Here is a 12685-nt window from a genome sequence, read left to right as displayed (position 1 = left end):
GGTGACTCACCAGGCTCGGGGCCTCGACGGAGGCCGTGGTGCGCCGTGACGGCTCGTTCGGTCCCTGGCTCCGGCAGATGCGCGAGGCGCGCTCGCTGACCCAGGGTGCGCTGGCCCGCGCCTCGGGTCTCAGCGTCGCCTCGATCCGGGATCTCGAGCAGGGGAGAACGAGGCGTCCGAGGTCGTCCTCGCTGCGTGCGCTCGCCGATGCGCTGGACCTCACCGAGGAGGAGACGGCCCGGTTCGCCGAGGACCCGACGCCGGGTCGCGAGGCGGCCGAGAGCGCGGAGGCGAGCATCGCCGTCCTCGGCCCGACCGTCGTCGTCCGTGACGGGGCGCCGCTCGACGTGCCCGACCAGGTCGGGCTGCTGCTGAGGCGGCTGGCTCTGGAGCCGGGGGAGAGGGTCGCTCGTGACGAGCTGCTCGACCTGCTGTGGCCGGAGCTGACCTCTGAGGCCGCGGGCCGGCGGATGGCCCAGCTGCTCCGGCGCCTGCGTGCCCTCGTCGCGCCGATCGTGGTCACCCAGGAAGGCAGCACCCTGCGCCTGGACGCCTCCGCCGACGAGCTCGACCTGGTCCGGTTCCGGGAGCTGGTCGAGAGCGACGACGTGGACGCGCTGACCGAGGCGGTGCGCCTGTGGCGTGGGCGCCCCGAGGGGTTCGAGCAGGCGCCGTGGCTCTCGGGCGCGGTCGAGGACGAGTACGTCGCGGTCGTGCTCAGCTGGGCGAGCCGGGCAGCGGAGGAGGGCCAGGTCATCGAGGCGCTCCCGGTCGTGGGCGAGCTCGCCCGGCTGCGGCCGCTGGACGAGCCGCTATGGGCGGCGTACGTGAAGACGCTGGCGGCGGCCGGGCGCCAGGCCGAGGCGCTCGCGGCCTACGACACCGCTCGGAAGGCCCTGGCCGAGGAGCTCGGGCTGGACCCGAGTCCGGTGCTCGAGGATGTGCATCAAGGCACGCTGGAAGGACGCTGGCATGCCAGGCGACCGACGCTGGTCGAGGGCGCGCGCCGGCGGGACGTACCTCGCGAGATGCCGGCCGCGCGGGTGCTGATCGGACGCGATGCCGAGCTGGCGACCCTGGAGGCCGGGCTCGGCGACTGCGACGGCGACGGGGGCGGTGCGGCGGTGCTGGTCACCGGTCCGGCGGGCTCCGGCAAGAGTGCGCTGGCGCTGAGCGCGGCGGCCCGGCTGAGCGGCGACTTCCCGGACGGCCAGCTCTACGCCGACCTCCACGGTGTCTCGGGCGAGGCCGTGGAACCCGGCTCGGTGCTGAGGCGGTTCCTGCGCTCGCTCGGCCTCTCCGGCCAGCAGATCCCGACCGACGACGCCGACGCCGCGGCGATGTTCCGCAGCGAGCTCTCCGACCGGCGGATGCTGATCGTGCTGGACAGCGTCGACAACCCCGGCCAGGTCATCCCGCTGCTGCCCGGGATCGGGGCCACCCGGACGATCATCACCAGCCGCCACCGGCTGCCGGCCCTCGCGGGCATGATCGACCTCTCGCGACAGATCCACCTCGGCGAGCTCGGCACCGACGCCTCCGTCGACCTCATCGGCGCGATCGTCGGCCAGGAGCGCGTCGCCGCCGCACCTCGGGCGAGCGAGTCGCTGGCGCTGGCCTGCGGCCGCCTCCCGCTCGCGCTCAGGATCGCCGCGGCCCGGTTGCTGAGCCGCCCGGAATGGTCGATCGAGACCTACGCCGATCGACTCACCGCGAGCTCGCACCGCCTCGCCGAGCTGGCCGTCGGCGAGGTGAGCGTCGCGGCCAGCCTCGAGATCTCCTATGCCGCGATGCCGACCGAGGCGCAGCGCGCCTTCCGGCTGTGCTCGCTGATCTCGGCCTACGACTTCGACCCCGCCCCGGCGTGCGCCGTCCTCGACCGCGACCCGGACACCACGCAGCAGCTGCTCGAGGACCTGGTCGACGCCAACATGCTGCAGACCGTGGTCGCCGACGACGGTGTCGGCCGCTACCACTACCACGACCTGCTCCGGCTCCACGCCGGCGATCTGGCCGCCGCTGACGACGAGCGGCCGCAGGCTCAGGGGCGCCTCGCCGACTGGCTGCTCGACACCACGGTCAGCGCCGCCGACACCATCTATCCGGGCCGCCTGCGAGCCCTGGAGATCGAGTCTTCGCCGCAGATCCGTTTCGAGTCGGCCGACGAGGCCCGCACCTGGCTCGACCGCGAGGCGCAGCTGCTGATCGCGTTCGTGGGACAGGCCGGCTCCGACCCGCACCGGCGCCACTACGCATGGAAGCTCGTCGACCAGTCCCGGATCCACTACCGCACACGCCTGGACGTGACCACCTACCTCGACCTCGTCACGGTAGGTGCCGAGGCCGCGATGCACGAGGACGAGGTCCGTGCCGAGGCGTTCCTGCGTACGCTGCGCTCCGACGTCCTCGAGGTCCTCGGTCGGATGGACGAGTCCTGGGCGGAGGCGGACCGTGCTCGACGTCTCCTCGACTCGAGCGACTGGACGCAGGGGAGGGCCTTCGCGGCCATCGTCGAGGGCCACCGCTACCGCGTCGCCGACTCCGGGCGCGAGGCCGAGGCCTCCTACGTGCGGGCGCTCGAGATCCTCGGCGAGGAGGAGGGCACCGAAGGGCTGCGTTCCTGGGCGCATCAGGCTCTCGGCATCACCTGCACCGAGCAGGGCCGCTTCGAGGAGGCGCGCGCCAACCAGCTCAAGGCGGTCGAGCTGAGCGAGACACAAGGCACCCCGACCCCGCTCGAGCTGGCCACCCTGGCTGCGGCCGAGCGCGCCCTGGGCATGCTCGACTCGGCGGGCTCACGGCTGGAGTCGGCGCTGGCGCAGGCGACGCACAACCGGAGCCCGTTCGCCGAGGCCAACGTGCTCGAGGAGCTCAGCCTGCTCGCCCTCGTCCGGGGCGACCACACCGCCGCGCTCGAGCTCGCCGACCGGGCCCACCTGACCGCGCGAGCCCACGGTGACGTACGTTTCGTGGCTTCGACGGCGTGCAGCTATGCCGCCGCCCTCTACGCGACCGGGAGCCACCGCGACGCCGCCGAGACCTATGAGTACGCGGTCCGGCTCAGCCACGCTCACGTGGCCTCGTTCACCGAGACCCGTGCCCGGATCGGGTTGGCGAGGACGCTCCATGCCGAGGGGGACGACGACGCCGCCCGGGTCCACGCCCACCGGGGCCGTCAGCTGGCCGCCGAGCACGGCTTCGCCCCGTTGCGGGGCGAAGCCGACCGGGTGCTCGAACGGCTCTAGTCGACCTTGGACGGGTGCTTGGCCAGCGGGGTGACCTGGACGTCCATGTAGGGGAACAGCGGTAGCCCGGAGAGGATCTGGTGGAGCTCGTCGTGGGACTCGACGTCGAAGACCGAGAAGTTGGCGTACTCCCCGGCGATCCGCCACAGGTGCGGCCACTTCCCGGCGCGCTGGAGCTCCTGGGCGTAGGCCTTCTCGCGGGCGATCGTGTCGTCACGGACGTCCGGATCCAGGTCGTGCGGGATCCGGACGTCCATGCGTACGTGGTAGAGCATCAGCCGCGAACCGGGTCGAGCACGAAGCCGTAGTCGACGCTCACCGAGCCGTCGTCGCCGGCGACGGGCGCGAGCACGAGCTCGGGCTTGACGGCCGAGGCGATGTCGTCGTCGTTGTGCTCGTCACCGGGGAAGTAGAGCTGTGCGGTGAGCAGCTCGTGACCCGGGGCCGACACCTTGACGTGCAGGTGCGCCGGACGCCAGGCGTGCCAGCCGGCGGCGGCGATGAGCTTGCCGCAGGAGCCGTCGGTCGGGATCTGGTAGGGCGCCGGCTGGATCGTGTGGATCTCGAAGGCGCCGTCGGACCCGACGGTGAAGCTGCCGCGCAGGTTCCACTCCGGGATGCCGGGGGCGAACTGCGAGTAGAAGCCGTCGGCGTCGGCGTGCCACAGCTCGACCTTGGCGCCGTCGAGCGGGGTGCCGTCGGTGGAGGTGATCTTTCCGGTCCAGGTCAGCGGGGTGCCGGACTCGCCGTCGCGCATCGGGATGGTGCCGTTCGCGCCCTGCTCCGGAGCCGCGGGGACGTAGTAGGGGCCCTCGATGGTGCCCTTGTTGCCCTCGCGGTGCTCGGTGGCGACCTTCTCGACCTCGTGCTCGACCCAGACGTCGAGGAAGAGCGGCCACTCGCCGTCCTTGCCGACCTGGATCAGCCATGCCTTCAGGGCGTTGTACTCGTCGTAGGTGACCTTCTCCTCGCGGATCGTGTCGTAGATCGCGCCGAGCACGCGCTTGGCGAGCGCGTCGACGCGCTCGGGCGGGGTGTCCTTGACGGCGTCGAAGGGCGACTTGTCGGCAGCGAACCGCTCGGTGGCGGAGGCTCCCGAGGCGGCCGCGGTGGCAGCCTCGGCGGACTCGAGGGTCTGGTCGGTGGTCATGGGTGTGTCCTCTCGTGTTGCGGTGGGGTCAGGTGTTCAGTTGTCGGTGCGGTAGCGATCGAGCTTCTCCGGATCGATCTCGACCCCGAGGCCGGCACCAGGACGTACGGCGAGCTCGCCGTCGCGGATCTCGAGCGGCTCGGTGAGCAGGTCATCGGCCATGTCGAGGAAGTTGGAGAGCTCACCGGCGCGGCGGGAGGTGAGCCGGTGAGCCGCACCGAAGGCGATCGAGCAGGCGCTGCCGAGCTGGCCGTCGATCTGGTTGCCCATCACGACCTCCAGCCCGAGGCCCTCGGCGAGATGGAGCACCTGCTGCGACCCGGTGAAGCCGGTGCGCGCGGTCTTGATGCTGATCGCGGTGGCGGAGCCACCGAGCACCTCGCGGGTCACGTCGGCCGCCGTCGGGACCGACTCGTCGGCGATGAACGGCACGTCGACCTGGCTGACCAGCCAGCGGCGCCCGAGAACGTCGTCGGCCGGGTTGAGCTCCTCGGCGAAGAGCAGGTCCAGGTCGGCCATCTGCTTCATCGCGCGGGCGGACTCGGCCGCGGTCCAGCCGCGGTTGCCGTCGACGTACAGCTCGATCTCGGCACCGAACCGCTCGCGCAGCGCACGGACGACGGCGGTGTCGAGCTCGATGGGGGAGCGGCCGACCTTCACCTTGAACGTCGAGATGCCGTACGTCTCCCGCATCCGCTCCGCCTCGGCGACCATCGCCTCGGGGGTGTCGAAGCCCAGCATGTGGGAGACCCGCATCCGGTCGGTGAAGGCGCCGAGCAGGTCGACGACCCGCAGGTCCAGGGTCTTGCCCAGGGCATCCCACATCGCCATGTCGACGGCGGCCTTCGCGGTCGGGTTGCCGACGGTGCGCTCCATCAGGGCACGGGCCGTCTCGCGCTCGAGCAGGGTGAGCCCGGCGAGCTGCGGGGCGAAGAGCTGGTCGATGACGGCGATGATCCCGGCCTGGGTCTCGCCGTAGGTGAACGGCCGCGGCGGCGCCTCGGCGACACCCACGACACCGTCGTCGGTGTGCACCCGGACGAGCACGTGCTGGGCGGTGTGGACCTCGCCGGAGGCGAAGCGCAACGGCTTGCGGTAGGGGATGGCGAACGGGATCGCCTCGATCTTGGTGATCTTCATGATCGGGGAACTTCCAGACGGGGTGCGGTGAACAGGTCGGCGGCCTCGAGGATCTCGATGACGGCGTCGACGACGGGGTTGTCGTCGTCGGTGCGGTAGGCGAGGGAGAGCTCGACGCTGCCCGCGTCGAGCAGGTCGCGGAAGACCACGCCCTCCAGCGGAAGGGCCCGGACCGAGGCCGGGACGACCGCCACGCCGAGGCCCGCGGCGACCAGCGCCAGCAGGACCGCGGTGCTGGGTGCCTCGTGCTCGCGGCGCGGCACGAACCCGGCCTCGCGACAGCTGCGCAGGACCGCCTCGTTGACCGCCGAGTCGCGGGCGCTGTAGGCGATGAACGGCTCGGTGCGCAGGTCGGCCAGGGCTACGACGGGCTCGACGGCGAGCCGGTGGTCGACGGGGATGGCGAGCGCGAGCGGCTCGACCTCGAGGGTGCGCAGGGTCAGACCCTCGCCGGTGGCGGGCGGCCGCAGTACGCCGAGGTCGAGCGCGCCGCTCTGCAGTCGCTCGCACTGGGCCGGGGTGAGCAGGTCGGCGTGGATCTCGAGCGCCACCTCGGGCAGCTCGCGCTTGACCACCCGGGCGATGCCGGGCAGGTGCGAGAACGAGGCGGTGCCGGTCAGGCCCAGGCGGACCAGGCCGTGGCGGCCTGCCCCGATGCGGCGTACGCCTCGGACGCTGTCGTCGACGGCGGCCAAGACCCGCGCGGCCTCGGTGCGCAGGAACTCGCCGGCCGGGGTGAGGGAGACCTGGCGGGTCGTCCGGGTGAACAGGGTGACGTCGAGCTCGGACTCGAGCTGGCGGATCGCCTGGGAGAGCGCCGGCTGGGCGATGTGCAGCTGCGCCGCGGCCTGCCCGAAGTGGCAGGTCTCGGCAACCGCTGCGAAGTACCGCAGGTGGCGTAGCTCCATGAAAAGCGCTCCTCGGAAACGTGGTGACGATCGCCACACTAGGCCTGCGATAGATAAACAACAAGGACGAAACTGGCGCCTATTGATTGATTCGAATGATCAATGGATGCCTAGGTCGGAACTGGGCATTCGCCTGGTGTGACGGCCGCCACTGCTTGCGAAGGTGTGGTGACCGTCACCAGTTGGAGGCATAACCATGACCGCACCGCTCACCGAGAGCCTGGGCCACATCGAGAACGTCCTGTCGGACGCCGTGGTCGAGGACCGCGAGGCCGGTATCTACCGCGCCAACCGCCGGATCTTCACCGACGAGGAGGTCTTCGAGCTCGAGATGAAGCACATCTTCGAGGGCAACTGGATCTACCTCGCCCACGAGAGCCAGGTGCCCAACCCCGGCGACTACTTCACCACCTACATCGGGCGGCAGCCGGTCATGATCACCCGTGACAAGGACGGCGAGCTGCACTGCATGATCAACGCGTGCGCCCACCGTGGCGCGATGCTGTGCCGGCGCAAGACCGACAACCGGATGACGCTGACCTGCCCGTTCCACGGCTGGACGTTCCGCAACGACGGCACCCTGCTCAAGGTCAAGGACCCCGACGACGCGGGCTACCCCGAGAGCTTCAACACGGAAGGCTCGCACAACCTGACCCACGTGGCCCGCTTCGACAGCTACCGCGGCTTCCTGTTCGGCTCGCTCAACGAGGACGTACTTCCGCTCGAGGAGCACCTCGGCGACACCGTCAAGGTGATCGACATGCTCGTCGACCAGTCGCCCGACGGGCTCGAGGTGCTGCGCGGGTCCTCGACCTACACCTACGACGGCAACTGGAAGGTCCAGGCGGAGAACGGAGCCGACGGCTACCACGTCACCGCCACCCACTGGAACTACGCCGCCACGACCTCGCGACGCAACACCGGCGAGTCGAAGAACACCACCAAGACCGTCGACGCCGGCAGCTGGGGCAAGGCCGGTGGCGGCTACTGGTCCTACCCGAACGGCCACCTGTGCCTGTGGACCTGGGCGGCCAACCCCGCCGACCGACCGTTGTGGGACCAGATGGACACGCTCAAGGAGAAGTTCGGCGAGGCCAAGGGCGAGTTCATGGTCAAGGGCTCGCGCAACCTGCTGCTCTATCCGAACGTGTACCTGATGGACCAGTTCTCGACCCAGATCCGTCACTTCCGCCCCATCTCGGTCGACCAGACCGAGGTCACCATCTACTGCATCGCCCCCAAGGGCGAGAGCCCTGAGTCCCGCGCCTGGCGGATCCGGCAGTACGAGGACTTCTTCAACGCCTCCGGCATGGCCACGCCTGACGACCTGGAGGAGTTCCGGTCCTGCTTCCTGACCTACCAGGCCTCCGCCGCGCCGTGGAACGACATGAGCCGCGGCGCCGAGCACTGGCACACCGGACCCGACGAGGTCGCCGAGGCGCTGGAGATGCCGGGCGTGATCTCGGCCGGCGCGAAGAACGAGGACGAGGGTCTCTACCCGGTCATGCACGCGCAGTGGACCGAGCAGATGCGCGCGGCCATCGCGAACGAGAAGGGCAACTGACCATGACGCTCACGCAGAACACCGCTCCTGCCGGCGCGAAGCTGATCACCCAGAACTCGATCGAGCAGTTCCTCTACCGCGAGGCGCGCTTCCTCGACGACCGCGAGTTCGAGAAGTGGCTCGAGTGCTACGCCGACGACGTCGTCTACTGGATGCCCTGCTGGGACGACGCCGACCTCCTCACCGAGGACCCGCAGACCGAGATGTCGCTCATCTACTACCCCAACAAGGGTGGGCTGGAGGACCGGGTCTTCCGGATCCGTACGGAGCGGTCCTCGGCCACCTCGCTGCCCGAGCCGCGTACGTCGCACAACATCAGCAACGTCGAGGTGATCGAGCGCCGCGGCGACCTGGTCGACGTGCGCTTCAACTGGCACACCATGTACTTCCGCTACAAGACCGTCGACCCCTACTACGGCACGTCGTTCTACACGATCGACTTCTCCGGCGAGCAGCCGCAGATCCGCCGCAAGACCGTGGTGCTGAAGAACGACTACATCCACCACGTCGTCGACATCTACCACGTCTGAGGCGCGCGATGACTGCAACAGAGACCGAGCCGACCACCGGGGTCGCCACGCATCAGGTGGCCCTCTCCTTCGAGGACGGGGTGACCCGGTTCATCACCGTCCGTGAGGACCAGACCGTCGCCGACGCGTCCTACCGGCAGCGGATCAACATCCCGCTGGACTGCCGCGACGGCGCCTGCGGGACGTGCAAGGCGCTGTGCGAGTCGGGGGAGTACGACGGCGGCACCTACATCGAGGACGCGCTCTCCGAGGCGGAGGCCGCCGAGGGGTACGCCCTGCCGTGCTCGATGAAGCCGCGCTCGGACCTCGCGCTGCAGATCGCCACCACCTCCGAGGTCGCCAAGACCGGCGCCGCGAGCTATACCGGCGCCGTGGTCGGCCTGGACCGGCTGAGCCCGACCACGGTCGAGCTCTCCATCGACATCCCCAACCGGGGCGAGCTGGCCTTCCTGCCGGGCCAGTACGTCAACATCGCTGTCCCGGGCACCGAGGTGACCCGCTCGTACTCCTTCGCGAACGCCCCGCACGAGGAGCGGCTCGTCTTCCTGGTCAAGCTCACCCCGGGCGGTGCGATGTCGACCTGGCTGACCGAGCGCGCCGCCGTCGGTGACGAGGTCACCTTCACCGGGCCGAACGGGTCCTTCTTCCTGCGCGAGGCGCGCCGGCCGGTGCTGATGCTGGCCGGTGGCACGGGGCTCGCACCGGTGCTCTCGATGCTGCGCCAGCTGGAGGTCGACGGCTGCGACCGCGGCGGGCGCCTGGTCTACGGCGTCAGCACCGACGACGACCTGGTCATGCTCGACGAGGTCGCGGAGCTGGTCTCGCGGCTGCCCGGGTTCAGCTGGGACCACTGTGTCTCCGACCCCGACTCGTCCGCGGCCAACAAGGGCTACGTGACGAGCTTGATCGGCGAGGACGACCTGCACGGCGGCGACGTCGCGATCTACCTGTGCGGCCCGCCGCCGATGGTCGAGGCGGTGCGTACCCACGTCTCGGGCGCCGGCCTCGAGCCCACCGGGTTCTACTACGAGAAGTTCGCCCTCGCCGTCCCCGCCACCGAGGCATCGGCAGCCCCGACCGCCGGTCGAGCCGCGAGCGCCAGCGAGCGTGTCGAGACCAACACGGCCGAGACCCTGATCGAGTCCCCCGAGGCACGGAGCATCGGCGGTCAGGAGACGTTCGCTCGAGACGAATCTGTTGGTCTCACTGTGCCTGACCCGGCGGGGCCTCCGCCTAGCGGCTCCGGCGGCTCGACCGACGATGGTGACCGGATTCGCCGCATCGCTGGGCAGTTGGTGCTTCCTCCGCTGGTCGAGCCCGGACACGCAGTGGCCGGTGTCGAGACCAACACGGTCGAGGACCTGATCGTTTCCGCCGAGGCGCGTCGTATCGGCGGCCAGGAGATCTTCGCTCGAGACGACTCTGTTGGTCTCGACACGGACTCGCTCGTCCCTCGCGAGCCCGGCTCGACCAGCAAGGGCGGCGAGGACACCACCGAGGACGGCTACACGATCGGTGAGGAGCACCCCGACATCTCCGCGTCCGACGCGATCTTCGAGGCCCGGGCGGCGCTGGAGGTGGGGGCGCTCGATCTCACCATCGGGCGGCTCGACTCCCAGAAGCTGGCCGGCTACCGGCTGCTCGCCGAGTCCACCCTGCCGTACGTGGACGGGGACCGGTTCCTCGACGCCCACGGCTACACCGAGTCGAACGCCGCGTTCCACGACTACCTGTTCACCCTCACCGGCAACAGCCACCTGCTGGCCGCCTACCAGGCGCTCGGGGTCAAGGGCCGGATGGAGGACGTGCTGCGCAACGCCACCTGGTGCCACCCGCAGTGCACCCAGGACCACCTCGACATCGTCGAGGCCTTCGAGCGCGGTGACCGCGCGGCCGCCCGCGAGCTGATCAAGGCCCACAGCGAGCGGTCCAAGGAGACGATGCGGCGGGCGATGGCCGAGTCGGCCGCCGCGAACCGGCCGCGTTTCATCACCCCCAGCCGGTTCGCCGGCCAGGTCGTGGTGGTCACCGGCGCGGCCCAGGGCATCGGCGCGCAGGTCGCCCGACGGGTGGCCGCCGAGGGCGGCAAGGTGGTCCTCGCCGACCGCTCGCCGCTGGTCGCCGAGGTGAGCGACGAGCTCACCGGCCAGGGCGGGAACGCTCTCGCGGTCGAGTGCGACCTCGAGCACTACGAGGGCGCGGCCGCACTGGTCGAGCGGGCGCTGGAGGCGTACGGCCGGATCGACGTGCTGATCAACAACGTCGGCGGCGCGATCAACTTCAAGCCGTTCACCGAGTTCACGCCTGAGCAGATCGACGCCGAGATCACCCGGTCGCTGATGACGACGCTCTACGCCTGCCGGGCCGCGCTGCCGGACATGGTCGAGCGCGGCGACGGCGTCATCGTCAACGTCTCCTCGGCCGCGACCCGCGGCATCCACCGGATCCCGTACTCCGCGGCGAAGGGCGGGATCAACGCGATCACCGCCTCGCTCGCGCTGGAGTACGCCGGCTCAGGTGTCCGGGTCACCGCGACGGCCCCGGGAGGTACGGAGGCTCCGCCACGCCGGATCTCCCGGGGCACACCAACGCCGCAGACCGACGACGAGAAGGCCTGGTTCCAGGCCCATATCGACCAGACCCTCGAGACCTCACTGATGCACCGCTACGGCACGCTCGACGAGCAGGCCGCCGCGATCTGCTTCCTCGCCTCCGAGGAAGCCTCCTACATCACCGGCACGGTTCTTCCCGTCGCCGGCGGTGACCTCGGCTGAGCCACCAGGTCCTCTCTCGGGGCCGTCCCTCCCTTCGCGAGCACGCTCGCGTCACCCATGGAGATCACCCATGCCCGACAACACAGCAAACACCGACGAAATCGCCCGGGCCAAGACAGCGCGCCAGCTCACCTGGGTCGTCGCGCTCTCCGCGCTGGCCCTGATGTTCGACGGCTACGACCTCGTGGTCTACGGCACGGTGCTGCCGACCCTGATGGCCGATCCCTCGCAGATCGGGCAGCTCTCCGCGGGCCAGGCGGGCACGCTCGGCAGCTATGCGCTGGTCGGCGTGCTCGTGGGCGCGCTGAGCGCCGGCGCGGTCAGTGACCGGATCGGCCGCCGGAAGGTGGTGCTCGCCAGCATCACCTGGTTCTCGCTCGGGATGGCCGCGACCGCGTTCGCGCAGTCGATCGCCGTCTTCGGCACGCTGCGCTTCCTCACCGGCATCGGGCTCGGCGCGATCCTGGCGACCGTCGGCGCCCTGGTCGCCGAGTTCGCGCCGCCGGAGCGGAAGAACCGGCTCAACGCGATCGTCTACAGCGGCATCCCCGCCGGTGGTGTGACCGCCTCCGTGATGGCGCTCATCATCGATCCGAGCGGCTCCAACTGGCGGATCCTGATGGCGATCGGCGCCGCCCCGCTGGTGCTCCTGCTGCCCTTCGCGATCGCCAAGCTGCCCGAGTCGCAGCTGTGGCTCGACTCCCGCGGCCGGGTCGCGGCGACCGACACCGCCCAGGAGGCGGTCGGCTTCAGCGCCCTGGCGCGCCGCCCGCTCGCGTTCCCGACGCTGGTGCTCGGCCTGATGAGCTTCTCCGGTCTGCTGCTCACCTACGGCCTGAACACCTGGCTGCCGAAGATCATGGAGGACAACGGCTACGGCAAGGGGTACGCGCTCACCTTCCTGCTGGTGCTCAACGGTGGCGCCATCCTCGGCGGTCTCCTCGCCTCGTACGTCGCCGACCGCACCGGGGCCAAGAAGGTGGTCTCGACGACCTTCGTGCTCGCCGGCCTGATGCTGTTGCTGCTGCCCCTCGGGCTGCCGCTCACCGTCCTGTTCCCGGCCGTAGCGATCGCCGGCGTCGGCACGATCGGTACGCAGGTGCTGATCTACGGGCTCGTCGCCAACTACTACCCGACCAGGGCCCGCGGCGCGGGCGTCGCCTGGTGTGCCGGGTTCGGCCGGCTGGGTGGGATCGTCGGACCGATCATCGGCGGGGCGTTGGTCGCCGCCGGGGTGGGCGGCACCACCGCCTTCCAGATCTTCGCCGGTGTCGCGGTGCTCGGTGCCGTCGTGACCGTGGCGGTGCCGCGGTCCCCGCAGGAGACCGTCGTGAGCGTCACGCTCGACGACGGCGTACCGGCCTGAAGGGGGCC

The 12685-nt window shown here is 70.5% G+C and carries 9 protein-coding genes; 5 read left to right on the top strand and 4 right to left on the bottom strand.

Going from position 1 to position 12685, the window contains the following annotated elements; genetic code table 11:
• Positions 1–38 precede the first annotated feature (38 nt).
• On the top strand, positions 39–3245 hold the full coding sequence (locus BLT25_RS22985) for a BTAD domain-containing putative transcriptional regulator (RefSeq protein WP_091051031.1): 3207 nt from the start codon (positions 39–41) through the stop codon (positions 3243–3245).
• Here the strand turns inward: BLT25_RS22985 and catC are convergent.
• The 4 genes from catC to BLT25_RS22965 are packed head-to-tail and all read right to left on the bottom strand — an operon-like array spanning position 3242 to position 6443.
• A complete protein-coding gene (gene catC, locus BLT25_RS22980) occupies positions 3242–3520 on the bottom strand; it encodes a muconolactone Delta-isomerase (RefSeq protein ID WP_008361945.1) in 279 nt (92 codons plus the stop codon). The genes BLT25_RS22985 and catC overlap by 4 nt on opposite strands.
• Positions 3520–4395, bottom strand: a complete 876-nt coding sequence (gene catA, locus BLT25_RS22975; RefSeq protein ID WP_091051029.1) for a catechol 1,2-dioxygenase — start codon at positions 4393–4395, stop codon at positions 3520–3522. Before catA ends, catC begins: the two co-directional genes overlap by 1 nt.
• Before the next feature lie 36 nt (positions 4396–4431).
• Positions 4432–5535, bottom strand: a complete 1104-nt coding sequence (locus BLT25_RS22970; RefSeq protein WP_091051026.1) for a mandelate racemase/muconate lactonizing enzyme family protein — start codon at positions 5533–5535, stop codon at positions 4432–4434.
• The gene (locus BLT25_RS22965; protein ID WP_091051023.1) at positions 5532–6443 is read right to left on the bottom strand and encodes a LysR substrate-binding domain-containing protein; all 912 of its coding nucleotides are present in this window, start codon (positions 6441–6443) and stop codon (positions 5532–5534) included. Before BLT25_RS22965 ends, BLT25_RS22970 begins: the two co-directional genes overlap by 4 nt.
• A gap of 196 nt (positions 6444–6639) precedes the next feature.
• On the opposite strand from BLT25_RS22965, the gene benA reads away from it, so the two are divergent.
• From benA to BLT25_RS22945, 4 genes are all read left to right on the top strand, one after another.
• A complete protein-coding gene (gene benA / locus BLT25_RS22960) occupies positions 6640–8007 on the top strand; it encodes a benzoate 1,2-dioxygenase large subunit (RefSeq protein ID WP_091051021.1) in 1368 nt (455 codons plus the stop codon).
• A gap of 2 nt (positions 8008–8009) precedes the next feature.
• The gene (gene benB, locus BLT25_RS22955; RefSeq protein ID WP_091051018.1) at positions 8010–8537 is read left to right on the top strand and encodes a benzoate 1,2-dioxygenase small subunit; all 528 of its coding nucleotides are present in this window, start codon (positions 8010–8012) and stop codon (positions 8535–8537) included.
• An 8-nt stretch (positions 8538–8545) separates the two neighbouring features.
• Positions 8546–11311, top strand: coding sequence for a benzoate 1,2-dioxygenase electron transfer component BenC (benC, locus tag BLT25_RS22950; protein ID WP_091051015.1), 2766 nt, complete (start codon positions 8546–8548; stop codon positions 11309–11311).
• A 70-nt stretch (positions 11312–11381) separates the two neighbouring features.
• Positions 11382–12677, top strand: a complete 1296-nt coding sequence (locus BLT25_RS22945; protein ID WP_091051012.1) for an MFS transporter — start codon at positions 11382–11384, stop codon at positions 12675–12677.
• Positions 12678–12685: the final 8 nt, after the last annotated feature.

Source organism: Nocardioides sp. YR527, assembly GCF_900101045.1.
In the GTDB taxonomy this organism is placed as follows: Bacteria; Actinomycetota; Actinomycetes; order Propionibacteriales; family Nocardioidaceae; genus Nocardioides.
The sequence above is the reverse complement of the archived record's forward strand: the minus strand, read 5'-3'. Positions and strand labels throughout refer to the sequence as shown.

What these genes read in the sequence shown, in the direction of transcription:
- catC (WP_008361945.1), bottom strand. Translation starts at nt 3,520, where the DNA reads ATGCTCTACCACGTACGCATGGACGTCCGGATCCCGCACGACCTGGAT.
- catA (WP_091051029.1), bottom strand. Translation starts at nt 4,395, where the DNA reads ATGACCACCGACCAGACCCTCGAGTCCGCCGAGGCTGCCACCGCGGCC.
- BLT25_RS22970 (WP_091051026.1), bottom strand. Translation starts at nt 5,535, where the DNA reads ATGAAGATCACCAAGATCGAGGCGATCCCGTTCGCCATCCCCTACCGC.
- BLT25_RS22965 (WP_091051023.1), bottom strand. Translation starts at nt 6,443, where the DNA reads ATGGAGCTACGCCACCTGCGGTACTTCGCAGCGGTTGCCGAGACCTGC.
- benA (WP_091051021.1), top strand. Translation starts at nt 6,640, where the DNA reads ATGACCGCACCGCTCACCGAGAGCCTGGGCCACATCGAGAACGTCCTG.
- benB (WP_091051018.1), top strand. Translation starts at nt 8,010, where the DNA reads ATGACGCTCACGCAGAACACCGCTCCTGCCGGCGCGAAGCTGATCACC.
- benC (WP_091051015.1), top strand. Translation starts at nt 8,546, where the DNA reads ATGACTGCAACAGAGACCGAGCCGACCACCGGGGTCGCCACGCATCAG.
- BLT25_RS22945 (WP_091051012.1), top strand. Translation starts at nt 11,382, where the DNA reads ATGCCCGACAACACAGCAAACACCGACGAAATCGCCCGGGCCAAGACA.